The 22,510-nt window shown below is 59.1% G+C and carries 17 protein-coding genes and 2 pseudogenes; 12 read left to right on the plus strand and 7 right to left on the minus strand.

The window, feature by feature from the left end; all coding sequences use genetic code 11:
* Nucleotides 1–43 precede the first annotated feature (43 nt).
* From ACD578_RS26580 to ACD578_RS26595, 4 genes are all read left to right on the plus strand, one after another.
* Nucleotides 44–241, plus strand: coding sequence for a helix-turn-helix domain-containing protein (locus tag ACD578_RS26580; RefSeq protein WP_404294867.1), 198 nt, complete (start codon nucleotides 44–46; stop codon nucleotides 239–241).
* A complete protein-coding gene (locus ACD578_RS26585; RefSeq protein WP_404294869.1) occupies nucleotides 169–522 on the plus strand; it encodes a helix-turn-helix domain-containing protein in 354 nt (117 codons plus the stop codon). The genes ACD578_RS26580 and ACD578_RS26585 overlap by 73 nt, the downstream gene beginning before the upstream one ends.
* A gap of 66 nt (nucleotides 523–588) precedes the next feature.
* The gene (locus ACD578_RS26590; RefSeq protein WP_404295614.1) at nucleotides 589–1,032 is read left to right on the plus strand and encodes a transposase; all 444 of its coding nucleotides are present in this window, start codon (nucleotides 589–591) and stop codon (nucleotides 1,030–1,032) included.
* Nucleotides 1,033–1,666: 634 nt separating this feature from the next.
* Nucleotides 1,667–2,131, plus strand: a complete 465-nt coding sequence (locus ACD578_RS26595) for a MurR/RpiR family transcriptional regulator (RefSeq protein ID WP_404295617.1) — start codon at nucleotides 1,667–1,669, stop codon at nucleotides 2,129–2,131.
* Nucleotides 2,132–2,682: 551 nt separating this feature from the next.
* On the opposite strand, the gene ACD578_RS26600 is transcribed toward ACD578_RS26595, so the two are convergent.
* Both ACD578_RS26600 and ACD578_RS26605 read right to left on the minus strand, forming a co-directional pair.
* Complete coding sequence (locus ACD578_RS26600; RefSeq protein WP_404294871.1) at nucleotides 2,683–3,933, minus strand: group II intron reverse transcriptase/maturase; 1,251 nt, start codon at nucleotides 3,931–3,933, stop codon at nucleotides 2,683–2,685.
* A gap of 161 nt (nucleotides 3,934–4,094) precedes the next feature.
* Entirely contained in the window at nucleotides 4,095–4,226 is a 132-nt protein-coding gene (locus ACD578_RS26605) for a hypothetical protein (protein WP_404294873.1), read from the minus strand.
* Nucleotides 4,227–4,475: 249 nt separating this feature from the next.
* On the opposite strand from ACD578_RS26605, the gene ACD578_RS26610 reads away from it, so the two are divergent.
* Entirely contained in the window at nucleotides 4,476–5,414 is a 939-nt protein-coding gene (locus ACD578_RS26610; RefSeq protein WP_404294875.1) for a recombinase family protein, read from the plus strand.
* Between the two features lie 149 nt (nucleotides 5,415–5,563).
* Here the strand turns inward: ACD578_RS26610 and ACD578_RS26615 are convergent, their stop codons facing one another.
* On the minus strand, nucleotides 5,564–6,460 hold the full coding sequence (locus ACD578_RS26615; RefSeq protein ID WP_404294877.1) for a TauD/TfdA dioxygenase family protein: 897 nt from the start codon (nucleotides 6,458–6,460) through the stop codon (nucleotides 5,564–5,566).
* A 247-nt stretch (nucleotides 6,461–6,707) separates the two neighbouring features.
* The gene (locus tag ACD578_RS26620) at nucleotides 6,708–7,520 is read right to left on the minus strand and encodes an IS5 family transposase (protein ID WP_404294879.1); all 813 of its coding nucleotides are present in this window, start codon (nucleotides 7,518–7,520) and stop codon (nucleotides 6,708–6,710) included.
* Nucleotides 7,521–7,702: 182 nt separating this feature from the next.
* On the opposite strand from ACD578_RS26620, the gene ACD578_RS26625 reads away from it, so the two are divergent.
* Entirely contained in the window at nucleotides 7,703–9,055 is a 1,353-nt protein-coding gene (locus tag ACD578_RS26625) for a transposase (protein ID WP_404292579.1), read from the plus strand.
* Nucleotides 9,056–9,169: 114 nt separating this feature from the next.
* On the opposite strand, the gene ACD578_RS26630 is transcribed toward ACD578_RS26625, so the two are convergent.
* Together ACD578_RS26630 and ACD578_RS26635 are read right to left on the minus strand one after the other, a co-directional pair.
* Nucleotides 9,170–10,305 (minus strand): IS3 family transposase gene (locus ACD578_RS26630; protein ID WP_404294881.1). Its coding sequence is split into 2 segments (ribosomal slippage): nucleotides 9,170–10,050 and nucleotides 10,050–10,305, totalling 1,137 coding nucleotides; the frame shifts between segments, so codons are not numbered across the junction.
* A 78-nt stretch (nucleotides 10,306–10,383) separates the two neighbouring features.
* Nucleotides 10,384–11,725 (minus strand): annotated as a pseudogene (locus ACD578_RS26635) (MFS transporter); the annotation flags it as partial.
* A 1,585-nt stretch (nucleotides 11,726–13,310) separates the two neighbouring features.
* Between ACD578_RS26635 and ACD578_RS26640 the strand changes: the two are divergent.
* Nucleotides 13,311–14,423: an ABC transporter substrate-binding protein gene (locus tag ACD578_RS26640; protein WP_404294883.1), complete on the plus strand. Its 1,113-nt coding sequence runs from the start codon at nucleotides 13,311–13,313 to the stop codon at nucleotides 14,421–14,423.
* A gap of 118 nt (nucleotides 14,424–14,541) precedes the next feature.
* On the opposite strand, the pseudogene ACD578_RS26645 reads toward ACD578_RS26640, so the two are convergent.
* Nucleotides 14,542–14,787 (minus strand): annotated as a pseudogene (locus ACD578_RS26645) (MFS transporter); the annotation flags it as partial.
* Nucleotides 14,788–15,628: 841 nt separating this feature from the next.
* Between ACD578_RS26645 and ACD578_RS26650 the strand changes: the two are divergent.
* The 5 genes from ACD578_RS26650 (at nucleotide 15,629) to ACD578_RS26670 (ending at nucleotide 22,449) form a co-directional block, all read left to right on the plus strand.
* Nucleotides 15,629–16,741: an ABC transporter substrate-binding protein gene (locus ACD578_RS26650; RefSeq protein WP_404294885.1), complete on the plus strand. Its 1,113-nt coding sequence runs from the start codon at nucleotides 15,629–15,631 to the stop codon at nucleotides 16,739–16,741.
* 214 nt (nucleotides 16,742–16,955) lie between these two features.
* Complete coding sequence (locus ACD578_RS26655) at nucleotides 16,956–17,954, plus strand: ABC transporter ATP-binding protein (RefSeq protein ID WP_404295620.1); 999 nt, start codon at nucleotides 16,956–16,958, stop codon at nucleotides 17,952–17,954.
* A gap of 20 nt (nucleotides 17,955–17,974) precedes the next feature.
* Nucleotides 17,975–19,756, plus strand: coding sequence for an ABC transporter permease subunit (locus ACD578_RS26660; RefSeq protein ID WP_404294887.1), 1,782 nt, complete (start codon nucleotides 17,975–17,977; stop codon nucleotides 19,754–19,756).
* A gap of 148 nt (nucleotides 19,757–19,904) precedes the next feature.
* The gene (locus ACD578_RS26665; protein WP_404294889.1) at nucleotides 19,905–20,939 is read left to right on the plus strand and encodes a succinylglutamate desuccinylase/aspartoacylase family protein; all 1,035 of its coding nucleotides are present in this window, start codon (nucleotides 19,905–19,907) and stop codon (nucleotides 20,937–20,939) included.
* A gap of 109 nt (nucleotides 20,940–21,048) precedes the next feature.
* Complete coding sequence (locus tag ACD578_RS26670) at nucleotides 21,049–22,449, plus strand: CapA family protein (protein WP_404294891.1); 1,401 nt, start codon at nucleotides 21,049–21,051, stop codon at nucleotides 22,447–22,449.
* Nucleotides 22,450–22,510: the final 61 nt, after the last annotated feature.

The raw sequence follows: 22,510 nt of genomic DNA on the forward strand, positions 1-22,510 counted from the left end.
CGTGCGGCGGTCCAGAAGTTGGCCCACTCGCGCACCGGCTCAGATGGTGCAGCGCGCCCAGATCATCTGGCGGGCCAGTTGCGGCGCGAGCGCCTCGACGATTGCAGCCCGCGTGGGGCTTGATGGCGAGACGGTGCGCAAGCGCATCCACCGCTTCAACCGGGAGGAGTGGATGCCCTCAAAGACCGATACCGCTCGAGCCGCCCGCCGACGTATTCGGCCGAACAGACTGCCACCGTGATCGCCACCGCGCTGACCAAACCTCAGACGCTGGAGCTGCCGTTCACGTCCTGGACGCTCGACCGATTGGCGGCCTACCTGCATGAGAAGGGCATCGCCATGCAGCGCAGCCGCATCGACGAGATCCTACTCCACGAGGGCCTGCGCTGGCGCAAGCACGAGACCTGGTTCGGCGAGCGGGTTGATCCGGCGTTCGCCGAAAAAAGGGGAAGATCGAGACACTCTACACGGCATCACCTGCGGACAGTTGGGTCATCTGCCTCGACGAGATGGGGCCGGTGAGCGCCAAGAGTTATGCCGGGCGTGCCCTGATGCACAGCCGGACGCGGCCGGCGCGCCAAGGGCTCCATCTTCGGTGCATTCTGTCCCGCAACGGGCGAAGCCTTCACGCATCCCTCTCCAGGACGGGGCGGCGCGCCTTGGGTCGACTTCCTTGACCGCGTTGAGACCTGGATCCCGCGCACGACCAAGCGGGTGTCCGCGATCATGGATAACCTGGGTTCGCATCGCACGACCGACGTGCTGCTGTTTCTGCTCGCGCATCGGCGCTGGGAGATGGTGTTCCAGCCCAAGGATGCGGCTTATCTCAACCTGATCGAGCCCTGGTGGAAGATCCTGCGCTCGCTGGCGTTAGCGGGGCGGCGCTTCGAGACCTGGGACGAGATCACCGATGCGATCCACTGCTCGACGGTCTACTGGAATGCGCATCGCCATCCCTTCGTCTGGGGCAGGAGGCGCCGGCATCGGCCACGCCGTGCACCCGGTGTCGCCCTCCTGCCGAGGGCAGCGTGACTTCCCGGATGCACCACTTAGTGATCGACCTTATGAACGGCTGTGCGATCCCAATCGAGTTACCTCTCGGCAGCAGCGCCGCGCCTGCCGGGGCGATCCAGGCAGTGCTGACGAGACATCGTGTGCTGTCGCGCGTCTCACGACGAAGATGTTGCGCCTGTCACTGTCGTGAAAGAATCGGCCCGCATTTGCCGTCTCTCAGCATTTAGCCCCTTGACCAGGAAATATCGGAATGGATTTGCCCATCGCAAGTGCCATCTACGACAGCTACGAGCTGTTCCCACCGCACATAAAGGTCGCCGCACGTTGGTTGCTCGACCTTCCGAAGGAGGTTGCACTGCTGTCGATGAGGGAGCAGGAGTGCCTACGGCCACGATAATTCGGCTTGCAGAGCGCCTCGGCTTCGATGGTTTTGCCAAGTTGAAGGAGATATTCGCGGACACCATCAGAGCACTGCCAGAAAGCTTCGCGGGGCATACACCGGAATTAATGGCACGACCAGAGGCTGAGGGCGACGGCGCCCTTATCGTTGAAACGATCGATGTCTTGCATGGCCATCTAAGGAACCTTGCGCAGCCTTCCGCAATTGCCGCGCTGGTAGCGGCGGCCGATCTCCTGGCTCAGTCGCTTCTGTATCGGCCTCCGTTCGAGCTTTCCTGCGGCCTATCTGATGCACTATGTCGGGTCATTGCTCGGCTCGCCCACGACATTGATCGACGGAATAGGTGGCACGGCCAATGATGCAGTCCGGTCGGCCGACCCACGACACGCTTTACTGGCGGTTACAGTGAGCCCGTACAGTCGCTACACAATCCAGGTCTCGGAGCTTGCGGTCACGCGCGGTGCAAAGCTAATTGCTTTGCCTGACAGCGAGCTATCTCCGATCGTTAAACTTTCCGAAGTTATGATCCGCGTTCGGACCGAAATGCCTTTGCTCTTTCACACCATGACTCCCGCATTTGTAGCGGTGGAGTGCCTCGTGCAACTGATCGCGGCCAAGCGCGGAAGCCACGCGCTTGAAGCGTTGGCGGCGAACGAAGCACATCTCGCATCATTCCATACCTTCGTCTTGCAGGCCGCGCGCATTCGCGAACTGTGACTGGCCGAGGCAAAGCCGCTAATTCAAATCTCTCATCCACCGGCCGCGAGGATGCTACATCTCGAGGTTCAGAACTTCGATGGGGTTCATGTGCGGTCAGCGCAGATTAGGAGTTTATCCCAACTCCCGAGCAGCCTGACCGTCAATGAGCCCTCTAATTGCGGATGGTTGTCAAGCGTCTGGCAGACTGCAAACTTGAAATCAGCAGATCAGCCGCTTTTCACGAGACACCAGCGGTTGGCGAATTCTTCATAGCGAACGATGGCAGATTGCGTTGATGGTGAAGCAATGCACAACGGACGCGCGGTCGCGGCGTGGGCACGCCGGTGACCTCCGTGGCTGCACTGGCGCAAGGTGCGTACTCGACCGATATATTGCCGCGCATGGAGGTTCTTAAACCTCTGGTTATCAGGAACACGTCAGAAATGGATTTGCTTCGCTTAAGTGGAGAGCGGTTTGGTAGCTATCCGGCCAGCCTTTCGAACTGAACCGGGCTGAAGTAGTCGAGCGTCGAATGACGCCGGACGGGGTTGTAAAAGTAGAGTAGGCGGCTAGCGAGTTGCCATTGCTGGCACTTTTCCAACCGCCCCTCCCCGAATGGGGCATGCGCCGTTAGGAGCACCCGGCTCTCCAGTGTCCTCCAAAATCGTTGGCAGGGTGCATCGCAACAGCCGTCCGGCGTGGATGTCAGCATGGCAGGCCCGGCAAGTCACCAGAGTCTTGCGCTGGCGCGCCGCCATAACTTGAATCCACAGAGGCGGAGGTCGTCGCCCTTTGTACTGCAAGTCCTTTAGGGCTCGGACGTGGTGCACCTCGATGTCCTCCTGGGAGCCACACAGCTCGCAGGTATTGGCCAAGAGGCGCCGTTCGAGATCAGAACGCAGACTGCAGATGCGTAAGGGGATGCGGTCGTCGAGGACTGCTGTCTTATGCCGTGCCAGCGTAATGCCGCCCCACCGTGCTACCAGAGGCCTCATCCCTTCACCTCGTTCAACCATGACCTCAAGTCCCACACGCGGACCCTGGTCGGTCTGAAGTGTGGCTCCGAAGCGACGATAAACCCGTGCAACGCTCATGCGCAGTTTATGCGCGAGCGTCCGGGTCAGCGACCGCTCCATCGTCCACTTCAGACGGTTGAGCTGGTGCAGGTTGTATGCCCTGCGATAATACTCCACCAGGCCCCGGTATTCCCTTTGGTACTGAGCCACGATACTGAAGACAGAGTCGTGGATGAGTTCCGTGCGGTGTATCGGTTCGCCATGGCGGAGATATCGTTTGCACTTGTCCCGCACGACGGCTGATGGGACGCGCAACCCAATCTGCCCATTCAGGCAACGGTGACCGCGTCGATCAAGCTTCTGGTCGTTGTGCAGGACCTGGATGTCATAGCCGAGAAAGCGCGCAGCTTGTGACTGCGCGTGGGTGATCAAGGTCTTGGTTTCGGACAATTCCAGCTTGAGATCATCACGCAGGAAAGCTCCAACCTCTCGTTTGATCGCCTCGGCTTCGCATCGGGGGCCGCTGAAGCCGAGCAGCCAATCATCGGCATAGCGTATGTAACGCAAGCGTCGGTAGGTCGGGTCCATCGGATCGAGGGAGGGCACTTGCTTCATCTGACGGCGAAGCTGATCAGCCTCGTCTCGAAACCCCGCTTTCTCCAGCCGTTTCGCTCGTTCACGCATACGTGTTGATGCCGGGTTTGGTCTGCGTCGGTCACCACGGTTGTACTTTGGAAGGAGCGTTGTCTCGACAAAGCGATTCAGCCTGTCCAGGTAGATATTCGAGAGGATTGGGCTGAGCACCGATCCTTGCGGGCTGCCACTCAGCGTGGCGTTGTAGCGCCAGTCCTCCAGATAGCCAACCCAGAGCAGGTTGCCGATCAGCCGTAGGAAACGGCCGTCGTGGATCTTCTCGCTCAGGATCGAGAGCAGGACGGAATGGTCCAGCGAATCGAACGACAGCGTCAGTTGATACCCCCTTCCACAACCCGGCGGATCGGGATTTCGTCGAGATCGAGGTCACCGATCCGCGGCATCCGCTCTTCGGCCGCCGGTTCCTGCTGGTATCGGTGAGCGCGCGCCGGCGTGACGGCCACGCTCTCGTCTCCTACCGTGATCGCATGGTGCTCAAGCTCCCGATCGCCGCGACGAGCCTCGTTCCTCAGCTGCCGTGTGAGCCGCTGTGCAAGCTCACCCACGCGGCGCTGGAGGAACTGATCGCCCTGGCCGACGAGTGCGGGGTGACGCCATGCCGGTTCGACCCGAACGCGTCTGGAGACGCTTGCCCGACGACCTCCGCGCCGCGATCGCCGAAGACGTCGCCGCCATCCTCGCAGAGGTGATCTATGAGATCAGAGCTCATCACCGACCGGCATCTGGCCCGCCGCGCGGTCATCTACATCCGCCAGTCCAGCCCGCATCAGATGCTGACCAATCAGGAGAGCCTGCGCCTGCAGTACGATCTGCGCCAGCGCGCGCTCGGCCTCGGGTGGCGTGAGGAGGACGTCGAGATCATCGATGCCGACCTTGGGCTGAGCGGCGCGGCCGCTGTCCATCGCGAGGGCTTCAAGGACCTGATCGCACGCGTTACGCTCGGCCAGATTGGCATCGTGCTCTCCTCCGAGGTGACGCGCCTGACCCGGAACTGTTCGGACTGGTACCCGCTGCTCGATCTGTGCGGCTACAGGGACTGCCTTATTGCCGACCGCGACGGAGTCTATGACCCCGGCACCGCCAATGGGCGCCTGCTGCTCGGGCTCAAGGGCACTCTCTCCGAAGTCGAGTTGCATACGATCCGCGCCCGCCTCACGGCCGGCCTCCTGAACAAGGCGGCCCGCGGAGAGCTGGCGCTGATCTTGCCAGTCGGCCTCGTCCGCGAGACTGGTGGTGTGGTGGTGAAGAACCCGGACCGCGAGGTGCAAGCCCGTCTCGATCTGATCTTTGCGACCTTCCTGCGGGTCCGCTCGGCCAGCAAGGTGCTGCGCGCCTTCAACGAGCGCGGCCTGAGCATCCCGCGCCGGGGCCGGTTCGGTGATACGGTCTGGCGCCCGCCCACCGTTGCGGCCATCCTGCAGGTGCTGAAGAACCCCGCGTACGCCGGCGCCTTCGTTTACGGGCGTACCCGCTCGATCCGCACAGCGCCATCAGCCAGGGCCGCTCAGAAGAAGCTTCCGCGCGAGCAGTGGAGGATCGTCGTGAAGGACCAGTACCCCGCCTATATCAGCTGGGCGACGTTCGAGACGATCGAGGCCAGGCTTACAACAGGAGACGCCAGCGCGTGTTGAAGAGGCGATCGCCGGACGAGGTTGTGCGATGCCGCCTGGCCGCCGAGCCTAAACTCGCCAACCGGCGCTTCAAGCCGCCCGATCGGCACGCTTTGCCCCAAGCCCTCCAGGTCGTTGCGGCTGCCAAGGAGGTCTCGCATCCAGACAACTTAAGCTTCGTTAGGTGTCAGTTTCTCATTTCGCCCGACAAACTTGAAATGCGCAACGCTGTGCCGGCCGTCGACACTGACGGGCACCTCGCCCTCGACGGTCGCGCGACGAACAACGCGGCGCTGATCTCCGTAATCCTTGGTCGCACAATGCATCGTGGATCGGTTGTCCCAAATAGCAACATCACTCTGCTTCCACTTCCAGCGTACCGTGTTTTCCTGCGCGGTGATATGCGATTCAAATAGATCGAATAGCCTCTGGCTGTCATGTTTCGAGACGCCAACGAAACGTGCTACATAAGAGCCGAGCACCAGCGTGCGCTCGCCGGTCTCGGGGTGCACGCGCACGACGGGATGCTCGGTCTCGATCCTCGGTCCGGTAAAGTCCCCGACATAACGCCTGTTATAAGCTCCGGGGAAGCTGTGAACAGCCCAGAGGTCGTCGGCAAGCCGTTGCAGCGGCAGCGGCAAGTCGAGATATGCGGCCGCCGTGTTTGACCACACCGTGTCGCCGCCGACTGGTGGGATCACAACGCCTCGCAGCACTGAAATCTTGGGATAGGCATCCATGCAGGACCAATCGATGTGCCAAATATCAGCCTTGAAATCTTCGCCTGCGGAATCAATCTCGAGGATCGGCCTTGTTCCCTCCGGATATGGCGAAGGTTTCCCAAAACGAAGAGCAAACCGCTCCTGCTCGGCATCGTCGAGATGACCCTGGTCGCGGAAGAAGATGACCTTGTGCTCAAGCACCAGACTGTTTATCGCGGCGATGGTCTGATCCGTTAAATTGGCCGACAGCTTGATGTTCCTGATTTCTGCGCCGATGCGCGCTGTGCATTTAACGACATCGGTACGTGGAATGACATTATCGATCAAGTCCATTTTATTCTTCATGGTAGCATTCTCCAAGGTTGCTGCCTTTTCGTTATACAAAGCTATTGAACTGTTGATCGAGCATTATGATCAGAGACTCTCGCTGGCTCGTACTCGATCGTTATGGCTCACTTCATAATGTTGCCTCCTGTCCATTAGTGGGTAGTGTTATCATGTCTTTATCGGCCACCGCACCTACCTATCCTAGTAGTCTACGCCTGACGGAAAAAGTTCGCTCGAGGATTCCCCTTAGAGTCCGTCCCGTAAATCATGAGCATCGACCCAAGCGGCGGATGAGGAGCATGACAGAAGCGGCGTAGAGGAACGCTCGGGCTGACGTGAGTGTCGCCTCAGGATCCTTCCAGAGCCGGCGATTGCGACTAATCCAGGCGAAGAATCTTTCAACCACCCAGCGGCGTGAGTGTACCGCAAAGCCGACTTGATCAGGCGGCTTTCTGACGATCTCGATTCGGATCGAAGTGGCCTGGGCCGGGGTCTCGCCAGCATAGCCGCTGTCGGCAAACGCGGTGGCGATGAACGGGAACACGCGCCGCGACAGGCGCAGAACCACACAGGCCCTATCCCGGTCCTGCACGTCAGCCGGCTGTGGCTCCAGGATCAGACCGCGCCCATCGGTGTCGACCATCACCTGGCGCTTGCGGCCTTTGACCTTCTTGCCCGCATCATAGCCTCGCGGTCCGCCGCTCTCGGTGGTCTTCACGCTCTGGCTGTCGAGCACGGCCGCGGTGGGCGAGGCTTCCCGTCCGACCCGCTCGCGATCGGCCATGACCAGCAAGTGGTTGATGGTCTCGAACAGGCCGGTATCGCGCCAGAAGCTGAACCAGCGAAAGACGGTGCTCTTGGGCGGCAGGTCGGAGGGCAACAGCCGCCAGGCGATCCCGCCGCGCAGCACGTAGAAGATGCCGTTGAGGATCTCGCGCCAAGACCAGCGCCGAGGTCGCCCGTGGGTGCGGGGCTCGGGCAGAAGCGGCTCAATCAGCGCCCATTCGGCATCGGTCAAATCGGTTTCGTATCGCAAGCCGTCGCGGCTATACTGCCGCCGAGTGGTCGGGGTCCACATCGCGGGCTTCCAAGTTAGGCTTCAGCACCCTCTTGGAATCACGGCTACCCTGACCACTCAACCCCTTTTCGGGACGGGCTCTTAGCTCGACTTTGGCCATTTCTGGCAGGTGGTTTGGGAGTGCAGAGGCGGCGAAGCGAACGATGCGGTAAGTTGGTGTGTCCCCGCCAAGAGACACGGCCATGCCAGACCTGCCCGCCCGCTTCGCCGCGATCATTTTAGCCTTTGCCCCGCTCTTTCGCTACCGAACTTGGCGCCATGCCGAGGTCCTGCTCGTCGGGGCCATTCTGGCACCCGGCAAGCGCACTGTGACCAGCATCTTACGCATCACCGGCCTCAGTCGCGAGGCTCACTTCGTCAACTACCATCGCGTATTGAGCCGGGCTCGCTGGAGCGGACGTGAGGCCGCCCGTCTGCTGCTTTGTTTGCTCATCCACGCCTTCGCACCAACTGGTCCGATCATCCTCGGCCTTGATGACACCATCGAGCGTCGGCGCGGCCGGCGCATCAAAGCCAAGGGCATTTATCGCGATCCGGTGCGCTCCTCCGATGCTCACTTCGTCAAGGCATCAGGCCTGCGCTGGATCAGTCTCATGCTCCTGGCGCCCATCCCGTGGGCCGCCCGGACCTGGGCCTTGCCGTTCCTCACCGCCTTGGCGCCCTCGGAGCGCTACTGCCGTGAGCGCGGACACCGGCATAAGAAGCTGACCGACTGGGCCCGCCAGCTGGTGCTGCAGGTGCGGCGTTGGCTGCCCGCGCGCGAGTTGATCCTGGTGGCTGACATGGGCTTTGCCGCCCTGGAACTGCTCGCAGCCCTGTCCCGTCAGAATGTGATCTGCATCACCCGGCTTCGGCTGGATGCTGCCCTCTATGAGCCGGCTCCACCGCGTCAACCAGGGACATGCGGCCGTCCCCGCACCAAAGGAGCTCGCCTGCCAACCCTTTCTGATGTGCTGACGCGGACAAGTACGCGCTGGCAACGCGTTACGGTGCCGGGCTGGTATGGCGAAGGGGATCGGCTGATCGAGTTCTGCTCGGCAACGGCCGTGTGGCGCCACGGCGGCATGCCGGTGGTACCAATCCGCTGGGTGTTGCTGCGCGATCCCCTTGGACGCTTCTCGCCGCAGGCCTTGCTGTGCACCAATCCCAGGCAGGCTCCCTTGCAGATCATCCGCTGGTTCATCCTGCGCTGGCAGGTCGAGGTCACGTTCCAGGAGGCCCGCGCCCATCTGGGTGTTGAGACGCAACGGCAATGGTCGGATCGTGCCGTGGCCCGCACCACCCCTTGCCTGTTCGGGCTGTTCTCCATCGTGACCCTGCTGGCTGCCCAACTCAACCAGCGCACCCGAACAGCTGTGCTCATCGACAGCTGGTACCGCAAGTCGCATCCGACTTTTGCGGATGCGCTCGCAACCGTACGACGGCAGATTTGGCGCGAGACAGGTTTGTTTACATCCCGGCACCGGCACAAAACGCCGAAACCCTCACGGGCCCTTCAGCAATGCTTGGTTTACGCACTCTGTCACGCCGCTTGATTGGCCAAAGTCGAGCTTAGAGCGCCGGACTGGAAATCAGGCCCCTGGGCTTCTGAGGTGGCTCGGTTTGTCTGAATAGCGTTTTCGGCTTGCTAAGTGGAACGTCTGCCGGGATTAGGCCGCCGCGCGTTGCGGCAGCGGGTTGAAGTAAGCCCGATCGGGTGTCCGCCGGTCAAGGCTCGAGTGAGGTCTCCGGCTGTTGTAAAAGGTCAGATATCGGCCAATCGAAGCGCGGGCCTCGGATACGCTGTCATAGGCCTTCAGATACACCTCCTCGTATTTGATGCTGCGCCACAGGCGCTCGACAAAGACGTTGTCGCGCCAGGCGCCCTTGCCGTCCATGCTGATCGCGATCTTGTTCTTGAGCAGCACACTGGTGAAGTCGTGGCTGCTGAACTGACTGCCTTGATCCGTGTTGAAGATCTCAGGACTGCCGTAGTGGCTCAGGGCTTCTTCCACCGCCTCGATGCAGAAGGCTGCCTCCAGAGTGATCGACAGCCGCCAGGCCAGCACGCGCCGGCTGAACCAGTCGACCACCGCCGCCAGATAGACGAAGCCGCGAGCCATGGGGATGTACGTGATGTCCATGGCCCACACCTGGTTCGGTCGGGTGATCGGCAGCTTGCGCAGCAGATACGGATAGACCTGATGCCCCGGCGCCGGCTTGGAGGTGTTCGGCTTGCGGTAGAGCGCCTCGAGGCCCATGCGCTTCATCGGCGTGGAGACATGCAGGCGCCCAACCGTGAAGCCCTCGGCCGCCAAGAGGTCGCGCAGCATCCGGCGGCCCGCGAACGGAAACTCCAGATGCAGTTCATCCATCCGCCGCATGAGGGCCAGATCAGCCGCTGAGACAGGCTGGGGCTCATAATAGAGGTTGCCGCGGCTGACCCCGAGTTCCTCGGCCTGCCGGGCCAGCGGCAGGGCCTGCGAGCGGTCGATCATCGCTTTGCGCTCGGCCACACTCCGGCCTTGCCGAGCGCGTGCTCTAAAAAATCATTGGCCAGGGTCAGCTCGCCGATCTTGGCATGCAGCGTCTTCACATCCACCGGCGGGTTTGCGGATGCGGCCTTCTCGGCCCCGAACACGCCGGCGGCTCCGTCGAGGAGCTGCGCCTTCCACTGGGTGATCTGGTTGGGATGGACATCGAACTGCTGGGCCAGCTCAGTCAGAGTCTTCTCGCCCTTCACGGCGGCCAGGGCCACTTTGGCTTTGAAGGCCGGAGAGTGGTTCCGGCGGGGTCTCTTGCTCATCGGTTCTCCTGTTCGGCAGCCATTCTGACTGCGGTCAGGCAGAAACTCCACTTATCCCACTGTCCAAATTTCCCGAGCCAGCTCAGTCTCGGGGATCAGATAGTCGACCTTAACGACAATGGGGCCGCTGCGCGGCTTCAGATTGAGGGCGACAGTCGGAGCGTCGAAGGCCTCCAAAGGATCCGGCTCGGACTCCCGGCGCTCGCGCAGCGGAAACAGCGTGCCGGCCGCGGCGACCAGCACCAGAGCCCCCGCGGAGCCCGCCAGCGCCCAGGAGAGGGAATGGTTCTGGGCCACCGTGCCCCACAGCCAACTGCCGGCCGCAATCCCGCCATCGACCAACGCGTAGTAGATCGAGATGGTGCGCCCCACCACCCAGCGCGGGCTCGCCAGCTGCACGCTCACGCCCAGCCCGGACCAGGCGCTGACCCACCCCGCGCCGCCCACGGCAAGGGCAACGGTCGCCACGGCCACCGACGAGGTCAGCGCCAGGGCGAGGGAGCACGCCGCGCAGGCGATGCAGGCGAGCGTCATCAGCCGTTCTTGCGACAGGATGCGCCTGAGCACGCCATTGCAGACGCCGCCGACAACAGCGCCGATCCCGAAGCCGGCCATGAGGGCGCCATAGGCGAGCGGTCCTCCTTTGAGTTGATCGCGGACCACCAGGGGCAGCAGCGCCAGGATGGCGATGCTGGCCAGACCAAAGAGGGTGCCGCGGGCGATCGCCGCCTTGATTTCCGAGGACATCGCCGTGAAGCGCAGCCCGTCATAGATCGCCGTCCGCATCGACTCTCGCGGGAGAGGCGACGAGCGCACCTTCCACTTACAGCGCCAGAGGGTGGCCAGGGGGACCAGGTAGCCCAGGGTGGTGACGGCGAAAGCCGTCAGAAGGCCAAACGAGGCCGCCGAGCGCCGGGCCCACGGTGCGGACCGTGTTGAAGCCGACAGAGAGCAGGGTCACAGCAGCCGGAACATCGCGTCGATCCACGATATCGCCCACCGAGGCTTGCCAGGCGGGGTCGTTGAGAGCGGTGCCGCATCCGACCAGGAAGGTGAAGCCGAGGATCATCCACGGGTCGACCAAGCCCAGCGCCACACACAGGGTCAGCATCGCCGAGGCGATCACCATCAGGCCCCGGCCGACGACCATAACCCTGCGACGGCTGTAGTTATCAGCGATGGCCCCGGCAAAGACCGATAAAATGAATGCGGGCAGGTACGAGGACGCCTGCACCAGCGCCACCATCAGATCGGACGTCGAGATCGTCGCCATCAGCCAGCTGATGGCCACCGTCTGCATCAACCAGCCGAGACTGGAGACCTGCGTGGCGAGCCAGATGGCGCGAAAGGTCGGGTTCCTGAGCGGCGCGAACGTCGCCGGCGCCATCGGCTTCGCATCGTCCCCCGTCACACTGCTCATTGTACTGGCCGTTCTTGCCGTGGGTTTCATCTGCTCCCGCTTGGTCCAAAGGTTCGTTTCCGATTAGTTTTGCCGCCACGGAAGGGGGCCTGCATCTCTTGTGAGGGAGGTCAGGAGCGCCTCCCCAGCAAGAACCTGACCCGGTTCACGGGACGCACACTTCCTCCGACCCGAGGGCGCAAGCGCAGTGGCATGCGAAGCGGGGCTCTCTAGCCTTGCCATTCCTCCACCATCGGCGAGAAGGTCATCCGCGGGAGCCGAGATCAGGATCTGCATGAGTATTGTATGTTCCTTAGGGGCAGACGTTTGCTGGGCGAACAAGAAGAGGTGGCAGTTGCTTGATTCAACGGCTGGTGCGTTTGCCCAGCTCGCGCAGTAAGGATCTCTGCGGTGATATTCCAATGAAAATACCGCTCGTCAGATGAACGCACTCTGAGGAAGCATCCATGGCGTTTTCCAACGTCCCTCTGCGGGTCTTTATTTTGTGAGCTTAGTCGATGCCCGATGCCGAATTCGAGCAAATGACCGACCGAAATAAGTGCAATCCTGCAAAACAGTGATCAGCTCTGCCGAAAACCCGCCGCGATATAAGCACCATGGAAGAAGGAATTGCACCGGTTATCAATGGGACGATAAACATCTCACTGCTGGCTGCAGCAGTTCACAGTTTCCTACCTTGCCGTCGATCACGAACTATCAGCCCAACCCTTTCAAATTAAAGCAAGCCGCTGCTTTTCTGTGGCTTCGTTACGCACGCACCGGCATGTTAAGAAACTTCCGCGTCACCGGCTTGACAGCAAGATTTGAAAGTTTCATAACAAAGTAAAGATCGGGTTCGCTCGGTTAACGCCGTGGCTAAAGATCCGATCAGGCTAACACAGCGACTGCAGATGGCCCCTCTGACAGCTTTCGACATCGAGTACGCGAAATGCTCGCAAAGGTATGGGCCAAGAGAGGGAGGCTCTCACCTAAGGAGTGTTCAAAAATAAAGTAAGTATTCGGGACATCACGTTGCCGGGGCCAGAGGGATATTGCTGACCTAAGGTAGCTTTGATGTCGCGGAAATGATCCCGTGCCAGAGACTAAGCAACCATAAAGTAGGGAACAGTTAGATGAATAGACTTGTACAGATGTCTTTGGGTGGTCTTGCAGCGCATCGCGAAATTCCTGCGAGCGATTGCCATTCAATCCTCGATCGCTTCGCTCATCCCTTCAACGGCTTTATAAGCAGAGACCTTTGGGACGTTCCGTGGCGAAAGCGAGAACCTCAGTTGCATGATAAAGGCACTCCAGATCGCATTACGATCTGAATGTCGCCGAACGGCGTGTTGCCTTGCTGAGCAATTCCTCTTCAGCGAGACTGTGCCAGCGTCTCACTTGTAGTTGCGCTCCGGGCGTGCGCGAGATCCCATCTTGGGATCCGTTTTGCCGCTAGATCACAACGATATGCCAACTCAATGAGACCCAAGATCGTGCCACGATCCATCCTCGAATAGGCGAAGACGCGGCGGCTGTCGCGTGAAAACCATCGCAAGTCATGAAGCATCCCTCCCGCTGGCGCGGGAACAAACGGAAGGAACAGACAATGAGCTTTAGAATGAACCGCAGACTTTTCATGCAGGCGACGTCGTCCGCTATCGCGGCCGGTACCTTGTCCTCCGTCGCTGGGCGGGCCTCGGCTCAGTCACCGGGCGGGCTAAGGGTATTGGTGGGCGGCGGCGATGTGGCCAAGGCCAACATGGAAGCCTATGTGAAACCGTTCGAAGCCGCGACCGGGATTAAAGTGACGCCGATCACTGACGAGATGAGCGCGGCTCAACTTGAGCTAATGATGAAAACAAAAAACATAGCTGTTGACGTATGGAGTACCAATCAAGCTGCTGCGTTCATTGCAGCGGAAAAAGGCTACCTTGAACCGATCGATTACTCGATCTATCAGAAGGATCAGCTGGATGGGATAGTAGACTTCGCCAAGATGCCACATGGCGTCGCGGCGCTGATCTATTCGACTGTCATGGTCTATAACACTCAGAAGTATCCGGCTAACAGGCCGCGGCCGATCACTTGGGCCGAATTTTGGGATGTTGAGAGATTTCCTGGCGCGCGCGCACTCCCGAGTGGGCTTAACGGGGGCGGGGCATCTGGTCCCTGGGAGGAAGCTCTGTTGGCTAGTGGCGTAGCTCCGGACGCTCTTTATCCGGTAGACATTGACCGCGTTTTTACGAGCCTCGACAAGATCAAACCGCATGTTCGCAAGTGGTGGGAGTACGGGTCCGAGGTCCAGCAGATTATGCGCGAAAAGGTTGCCGATGTCGTCAGTTCCTTTGACGGCCGAGCCCAGTTCCTGATTGACCAAGGCGCCCCGCTTGAGATCAATCGAAATCAGGCTAAAGTGACATGGGATTTTTGGGTGATTGCAAAGGGCAGCCCGAATGCGCAGAATGCCCAGAAGTTTATCGAGTTCGCCACACGTGCCGACCGCCAAGCCGCTTTCGCCCAGCTTATGCCTTACGGACCGAGCAACCTCAACGCCTACAAGCTCATACCAGAGAAGGTGGCCGTCAAACTTGCCAGCCATCCGAACTATTTGAAGAACAGCATTCCCGTCAACGGGAAGTGGTATACAGAAATCGGACAGGACGGCGTGACTAACAGTGGTCGACTCCTCCAGCGCTGGAATTCCTGGATCCTGCAGTAAATCGAAGCTCCCTGTAGCGTGAATCACTTCGGGAGGAGTGATTTGACGGCGCGCCGGCTCCCCGGGTCGGTGCGCCGTATCCGGTCCAATACGCGAATCGTTCACCAAACGGAGGCAACTCTTGCGACAGGATGCGCCTGAGCACGCCATTGGAGACGCCGCCGACAACAGCGCCGATCCCGAAGCCGGCCGTGACGGCGCCATAGGCGAGCGGTCCTCCTCTGAGCTGATCGCGGACCACCAGGGGCAGCAGCGCCAGGATGGCGACGCTGGCCAGACCAAAGAGGGTGCCGCGGGCGATCGCCGCCTTGATCTCCGAGGACATCGCGGTGAAGCGCAGCCCGTCATAGACCGCGGTGCGCATTCAGGGCGGACGCTGTTTTTCAGTAGCTTTGTCAGCAGCGTGCCGCCATGTTAAGAAATGTCCACGGCCCTGCCTTGACAGCAATATCTGAAAGTTTCATAACAATAAGGCGAGTGGCTCGGTTAACGTTTGGCTAAAGCAGCGACTACAGATGGCTTGTCTGACAGCTCTCAAGGTCGAGTACGGAATGTGTTCGCCAAGACCAAGGCTAAACGAGGGACGCTCCCCCATAAGAAGTGTCAAGAATAAAGTAACTTCGGGACATCGTGTGGCCAGGAGCAAGAGGGAGCTTGCTGGCTCGCCGCAGCCTTGATGTCGCGGAAATCATCAAATGCCAGAGACTAAGCAACGATAAAAGAGGGAACAGTTAGATGAATAGACTTGTTCGGATATCTTTGGTCGCCCTTGCAGAGCATAGCAAAATTCCTGCGAGCGATGGCCATCCAATTCTCGATTGCTACGCTCATCCCTTCAGCGAATTTGAGCATAGACCTTTGGGACGTTCCTCGGCGAAATCGAGAAGCTCAGTGTCGTGATGCAGCCACTCAGGATGGAACTGCGATCGCAACGTCGGCGGACGACGTTCTGCCGTGCCGAGCAATTCCTCGTCCGCGAGGCTCCAGCAGTGTCTCACTTATAATTGGCGCTGGGCGTGTGCGAGATCCCATCTCGGGATCCGTTTTGCCGCTAGATCACAACGATATGCCAACTGAATGGGACCCAAGATCGCCCCACGATCCATCCTCGAATAGGCGAAGACGCGGCGGCTGCCGCGTGAAAACCATCGCAAGTCATGAAGCATCCCTCCCGCTGGCGCGGGAACAAACGGAAGGAGCAGACAATGAGCTTTAGAATGAACCGCAGACTTTTCATGCAGGCGACGTCGTCCGCTATCGCGGCCGGCACCTTGTCCTCCGTCACTGGGCGGGCTTCGGCTCAGTCATCCGGCGGGCTAAGAGTATTGGTGGGAGGTGGTGATTGGGGCAAGGCCAACATGGAGGCCTATGTAAAACCGTTCGAAGCCGCGACCGGGATTAAGGTGACGCCGATCACCGACGAAATGACCGCGGCTCAGCTTGAGCTGATGATGAAAACAAAAAACATAGCCGTTGACGTATGGAGTACTAATCAATCGGCTGCATTTATCGCAGCGGAAAAAGGCTACCTTGAGTCGATCGATTACTCCATCTACCAAAAGGATCAGCTGGACGGGATAGTAGACTTCGCCAAGATGCCATATGGCGTCGCTGCGCTGATCTATTCGACTGTCATGGTCTACAATACTCTGAAGTATCCGGCCAACAAGCCGCGCCCGACCACTTGGGCCGAATTTTGGGATGTTGAGAGGTTTCCTGGCGCTCGTGCACTCGCGAGTGGGATCAACGGGGGTGGGGCATCTGGTCCCTGGGAGGAAGCTCTGTTGGCTAGTGGCGTAGCTCCCGACGCTCTTTATCCGGTAGACATCGACCGCATTTTTGCGAGCCTTGAAAAGATCAAACCGCATGTTCGCAAGTGGTGGGAGTACGGGTCCGAGGTCCAGCAGATTATGCGCGACAAGGTTGCGGATGTCGTCAGTTCCTTTGACGGCCGAGCGCAGTTCTTGATCGACCAAGGCGCCCCGCTTGAGATCAATCGAAATCAGGCAAAAGTGACATGGGATTTTTGGGTGATTGCAAAGGGCAGCCCGAATGCGCAGAATGCCCAGAAGTTTATCGAGTTCGCCACACGTGCCGACCGCCAAGCTGCTTTTGCCCAGCTTATGCCTTACGGACCGAGCAACCTCAACGCCTACAAGCTCATACCAGAGAAGGTGGCCGTCAAACTTGCCAGCCATCCGAACTATTTGAAGAACAGCATTCCCGTCAACGGGAAGTGGTATACAGAAATCGGACAGGACGGCGTGACTAACAGTGGTCGACTCCTCCAGCGCTGGAATTCCTGGATCCTGCAGTAAATCGAAGCTCCCTGTAGCGTGAATCACTTCGGGAGAAGTGATTTAACGGCGCGCCGGCTCCCCGAGTCGGCGCGCCGTATCCAATACGCAAATCGTTCACCAAACGGAGGCAGCCGTGACTGTGTACGTCCGAGATCCCGTCTCACATATCGAGGGTAAAGAAGTGGAGAAAAGCTCAGTTCTAGCGCAAATAGAGTTTCGCAACATCACCAAAATGTATGGTCCAGTCACCGCGGTGAAGGACTTGTCGTTGGCCGTCCGCCGTGGGGAGTTTCTAACAATACTTGGGCCTAGCGGTTCTGGCAAAACCACAGCGCTGATGCTGCTCGCCGGGTTCGAGGCACCTACTCAGGGTGACATTCTGATCGCCGGTAAATCTATCGCCGCCGTACCGTCTTACCGACGCGATCAGGGCATTGTCTTCCAGAGCTACGCCTTGTTCCCACACCTCACGGTCCGCCGGAATCTCGAGTTTCCGCTTGAGATGCGCGGCATGAATGCCGCCGAAAGAGCATCGCGGGTCAAACGTATGCTCGAACGCGTTCACCTCAACGAATTTGGGGATCGGCTGCCATCGCAACTCAGCGGCGGCCAGCAACAGCGTGTGGCGCTCGCCCGAGCACTCATCGCCGATCCGCCGGTCCTTCTCCTGGATGAGCCGCTCGGTGCCCTCGACCGCAACCTCCGCGAACAGATGCAGGGCGAGATTAAGAGTCTGCACCGGGAGTTCGGCAAGACCACCATATGTGTCACACACGATCAGGAGGAGGCGCTCACCCTGTCGGATCGCATCGTTGTGATGCGCGATGGTCGGATCGAGCAAACTGGCACGCCGGAAGCGCTCTACGACAGACCTAGAACCCGCTTCGTAGCGAAGTTTCTGGGTGAGGCCAACATCCTCGAAAATCCTGCCTTCCCGATCGAGGCCGATACAGTGCAGCCGTCAGGGACTATGGCTATGATCCGGCCGGAGCGTATTCGTGTCTTGACGCCCGCTGCATCAAGGAGTGCTGATACGGATCAGCGCCAGTCGGTCACGGGCATCGTGGACGACATGATCTATGCTGGGCCGCAGCGGAAGTACACGGTACGCGTCGGGGAAAACGTGCTCATCGTTCGCGAGCACGTTGCCTCTGGGCAGCCGGTCTTTCACTCTGGCGATGAGGTGCGGCTCGACTGGTTGCGGTCTGACGTCCGCTTGGTTGTTGCTTGAGAGGCCGAGGGTTAATAGAAATGGAAACGTTTCAGAAATTCAAGCGAATGCCCGTTCTGCTTACTGTACCGGCCTTCGCGATTCTGCTTGCTGTTTTTGCCATCCCGATCGTTCAACTTTTCCTGACCAGTCTCAATGCGCCTTCGTTCTCAGTTGCGAATTATCAGGCGTTCTTCACACAGTCGGCGAATGTCCGCGTACTGTTCCAGACCATTGAGATTAGCGCTGTGGCGACGGTCCTCTGCCTCGTTATCGGCTATCCCACAGCCTATCTGATCGTTGCCGCGCCCAAACGGTGGCGCGTCGTGCTCATGGTGCTCGTCTTCATCCCCTGGCTGACCAATGGCTTGGTGCGTACCTATGCGTGGGTGGTGATTCTTGGCGACAGCGGTTTAATAAACAATCTACTGATCGACTTTGGGCTGATCTCCAGCCCGCTGTCGCTCATCTACAACCGCATGGCCGTTTATATCGGTATGGTGCACATCATGCTACCGACGATGATCCTGCCGTTGCTCAGCGTCATGCTCGGCATCGACAAGTCGTTGGTGGCAGCAGCCCGCAGCATGGGCGCACGGCCCTTTGCTGCTTTCTGGCGAGTATTCTTGCCGCTCAGTCTGCCAGGTGTACGCAGCGGTTCGCTTCTGACCTTTATCTTCTGCTTAGGTTTCTACATCACGCCGCAAGCTCTGGGTGGACTGCGAGATGCCATGCTATCAACTTTCATCTCGGCTCAAGTAGCTGCTGCTGGCAGCTTAGCTTCTATCGCTGCTTCGTCCTTCATCCTGTTGGCGGTTGCCATAGCTGTGCTCTCATTGGTAGGGCTTGATCTTTCCAGCAAACAGGGCTTTGCGGGTAAATCGGCGCAGGCATACCGATCCAGTCGGGTGCCCTCCCTCGGCTCCCTTCTACGTCACCTAAACGAGTTTGCCATATTGCTTCGAGTTAAGCGCTGGAAGGCACAGCTTTACCGGGCGAGGATCAACAATCACTGGTCGGAAGTCGTCGGCGCAGCGTGGATCGTGCTCGTCATGTTCTTCTTGCTGTTTCCAGGACTCATCGTCATCATAATATCATTCAGCCCAAAACCCTATCTCGAGTTCCCGCCGACAGGCTTCTCGCTGAGGTGGTACCATTCTTTCTTTGCTGATCCTTCCTGGATTGGAGCGTTTTGGACCAGCGTCAAGCTCGGTGTTTCAGTTGCCGTGGTTTCAACCGTAGTTGGCACGCTCGCGGCCTATGGCCTGAGCCGAGCGCACTCGTCCGTGCGTCAGCCCCTGACGATGATTATCCTGTCGCCGATCACCTTCCCGAGCATCGTCGTCGGCGTCTCAATCTATTATGGGCTATTTCAGCTTGGACTGATCGGAACACTGACTGGAATTGTCTTGGCGCATACTGTCGGCGCTGTCGGCTCCGTCTTTGTCATCGTCTCGGCAACTCTTGCGAACTTCGACCGGCGTCTGGAGCAGGCTGCACAGAGCATGCGGGCCGGACCCTTGCGGACTTTTAAGAGGGTGACCTTGCCGCTGATCCGACCTGGCATCATCGGCGGTGCCGTGTTCGCCTTCCTCCACTCGTTCGACGATGTGGTTATCACCTCACTCATCAGCGTGTTCTCGATCCGCACCTTGCCGCTCAAGATGTGGGAGGATATCCGCCACCAGGTTGACCCGACGATCGCCGCAGTCGGTTCTATGCTGACCCTTCTGCCGGTTCTCTGGCTTATCGTCCTCTACGTTGGGTGGTGGCGGGCAAAATCTAAGGCTCAGAGCACGCTTGCCGGCGCTGTGCCTCATTGAGACGAGCAGCCGACAATCAGGTGCCGTCAGACGCGGTTTCTTCGATCGCGTTCGTGAAAGCGCCATGAACCAAGCCATCAGAACATGACGTCAAACCAATTTGACAGAGGTTCGTTCCGTCCCCAAGACCGCTACCATGGGAAGATCCATGAAACTCGATACAGAAAACATTGCACTTTCTCACTCGTCGATTGGTACGCGCCGGCACATCACCGTCTTCCGATTTGGCCGTGGGCGCACTGGTCCGAAAATATATCTGCAGGGTGGATTGCATGCTGACGAACCCCCGGGGATGTTAATACTACATCATCTCGTTAGACTCCTCCAAAAGAGGGATGACGAGCCAAACGGTGAGATCATTATAGTCCCGTGCGCAAATCCGATCGGTCTTTCCCAACGGTTCCAAGGGCACATTGCTGGACGCTCTGACCTTGGAGTAGGTGGCAACTTCAACCGTAACTTTCCTGACGTCAGCAACTTATTTCGGGAGCAGCTCTCGCTGCTGCGGAGCGAAGACTATGCTATGGATGAACAGGCCGTCAGACTAGCGCTGCGTAGGGCAGTCGCCGCTTTGACTTCTAAGACCGAGCTCGACAGCATGAAGCAGGCACTTCTAAGCCTTGCGATCGACGCAGATTACGTCTTAGACGTCCACTGCGACGACGGCGAAGTCGTGTATGCCTTTGTCTCCGATCCAGATCACCCTGATGTCAGCCTATTGTCTAGCCATATCGGGAGTGTTGCCACCATGGGCGGGTGGGTCGAGGCAGTTACGTTCCCGGGTTCATGTTATCGGCCATGGCGCGCGGCGCGAGAGCTTCTCCCAGGCGGTTCGACAACCAGACGCTTGGCCGCCACACTTGAGTATCGCGGGACACGGGATGTCAGCGATGATGTCGCAATTGAGGACGCACTGGGTTTGATGGGCTTCATGGAAGCCGTAGGCATTCTGGAGCCCAAAGGGAAGGTGCCGCAGGATACTTCGACACTCCACACCACGCTTGAATGTATCGACTATGTCGAAGCTCATGCCCATGGTGTCATTCTTTTTCAAAGGCGGCTGGCCAGGAGGTGGTGGCTGGCGAGGAGATCGCGCAAATTCTCGACCCTACGAGCGGTGAGCGGAGTCTCGTCAAAGCTCGCTCTTCCGGAATTATGTTCGGGCGTACCGGAAGTAGGATAGCGGTACCCGGTTCGACTATCGCCGCCATCGCGGGGACCTCCCCACTCGAAGATTCCGCTGATCCCTATCCGTAAACCCAATTCAACGAGTCAAGCAACGTTCCAGCAAAATGTACCAGCAAGGTGTAGATGTGCTCATGCGAGATGAAGGATTTGATAATGTTGGGTCGACAGCAACCAACGTTGCCGACGGCTTCACGATCGTAGCGGTTGGCGACCTCATGGTGAGGCGGCCTGTGACCAAGAATCGGACTGCTGGGTTCGGCCCCATTGCTGAAATACTACGGGACGCTGATGCTACGTTCGGCAACTTGGAAACGAACATTTTCGACATCCGAGCGTTCACGGGGAGCCCCCAGGCTGAGCACGGCGGTTCCTACCACGTCGGCCCGCCTGAGCTCGGACCTGATCTCAAGGCGATGGGTTTTAACGTTCTAGCTCGTGCAAACAACCATTCGTTTGACTGGGGTGTTGAGGGCATGCGCGAGACGAGTCGAGTGCTCGATCAGAACGGGATCATCCATGCGGGTGTGGGTGACAACTTAGCGCAAGCCGGAGCGGCCCGCTATCTGGAGACCGCACGAGGTCGTGTAGCCTTGGTGTCGTTTGCTGCAACGTTCACACCTATGTCTCGTGCCTGCGATCAGGCTGGCGAGGCGCCGGGTAGGCCAGGGCTCGCCGCCCTCCGTTTGGCGAATAGCATCGTAGTCTCACCGGAGATGATCCAAGACTTAAAGCGGATACGCGATGCGTTGCCCGACTCCATGCCGGGCCGCGAGGATCAAGACCAAGTCGTTCTGGCCGGAGCGACATACAAGACCGGCGACCAAGTTAAATACAGCTTCAGAGCCGACCCGCGTGACGCCGCCGACATTCTACGAAACGTCCGCCAAGGCAAGCAGTTCTCCGACTTCTTGATCGCCACGAATCACGGTCACGAACCGGGGAACTGGAGCCAAGAACTGCCGGATTATGAACAATCGTTCGCGCATGCATTGATTGATGCCGGAGCCGACGCATATGTCGGGCACGGACCACACCAGTTGCGAGGCATCGAGATCTACAAGGGACGTCCAATCTTCTACAGCTTGGGTAATTTCATCTTTGACAACCTTCAGACCGTCGAGGGAGCAGACTACTTCGACGAATTCGGTATGAACCCAAAGGTCGACACGGTTGCCGATCTGTTAGTCGAAGCTATGAAAGAGTTTCCAGGCGCGGTGTACTATGAAAGTATTATCACCGTTAGCCGTTTTGAGCAAAACCAGCTTGCTGAATTGCGCCTCTACCCCGTCGAGCTCGGCTACTCGAAGAGGTTGGCAAACCGTGGCGTGCCGTGTCTCGCTCCTATGCCACAGGCAGAAGCAATTCTGAGGCGTCTGCAGAAGCTATCGAAGCCATTTGGGACCGAGATCACCATCGAGAACGGCGTTGGGGTTATCAGACTGAACACTGTGGGCACCAATTCGCGCGATGACGCCGCCGGCTCTCATGTTTGTGCTGCGGACTGACTTGAGCACATCCATCATTGGCACATGATGAGAGATACCTTCATCAACTCCGGCCGATCCT

The organism is Microvirga sp. RSM25 (assembly GCF_044784385.1).
Taxonomy (GTDB): domain Bacteria; phylum Pseudomonadota; class Alphaproteobacteria; order Rhizobiales; family Beijerinckiaceae; genus Microvirga; species Microvirga tunisiensis.

Coding starts and splice junctions, on each gene's coding strand:
- ACD578_RS26610 (WP_404294875.1), top strand. CDS start 4,476: ATGAGATCAGAGCTCATCACCGACCGGCATCTGGCCCGCCGCGCGGTC.
- ACD578_RS26615 (WP_404294877.1), bottom strand. CDS start 6,460: ATGAAGAATAAAATGGACTTGATCGATAATGTCATTCCACGTACCGAT.
- ACD578_RS26640 (WP_404294883.1), top strand. CDS start 13,311: ATGAGCTTTAGAATGAACCGCAGACTTTTCATGCAGGCGACGTCGTCC.
- ACD578_RS26620 (WP_404294879.1), bottom strand. CDS start 7,520: ATGTGGACCCCGACCACTCGGCGGCAGTATAGCCGCGACGGCTTGCGA.
- ACD578_RS26665 (WP_404294889.1), top strand. CDS start 19,905: ATGAAACTCGATACAGAAAACATTGCACTTTCTCACTCGTCGATTGGT.
- ACD578_RS26650 (WP_404294885.1), top strand. CDS start 15,629: ATGAGCTTTAGAATGAACCGCAGACTTTTCATGCAGGCGACGTCGTCC.
- ACD578_RS26660 (WP_404294887.1), top strand. CDS start 17,975: ATGGAAACGTTTCAGAAATTCAAGCGAATGCCCGTTCTGCTTACTGTA.
- ACD578_RS26655 (WP_404295620.1), top strand. CDS start 16,956: ATGTATGGTCCAGTCACCGCGGTGAAGGACTTGTCGTTGGCCGTCCGC.
- ACD578_RS26625 (WP_404292579.1), top strand. CDS start 7,703: ATGCCAGACCTGCCCGCCCGCTTCGCCGCGATCATTTTAGCCTTTGCC.
- ACD578_RS26580 (WP_404294867.1), top strand. CDS start 44: ATGGTGCAGCGCGCCCAGATCATCTGGCGGGCCAGTTGCGGCGCGAGC.
- ACD578_RS26670 (WP_404294891.1), top strand. CDS start 21,049: ATGTACCAGCAAGGTGTAGATGTGCTCATGCGAGATGAAGGATTTGAT.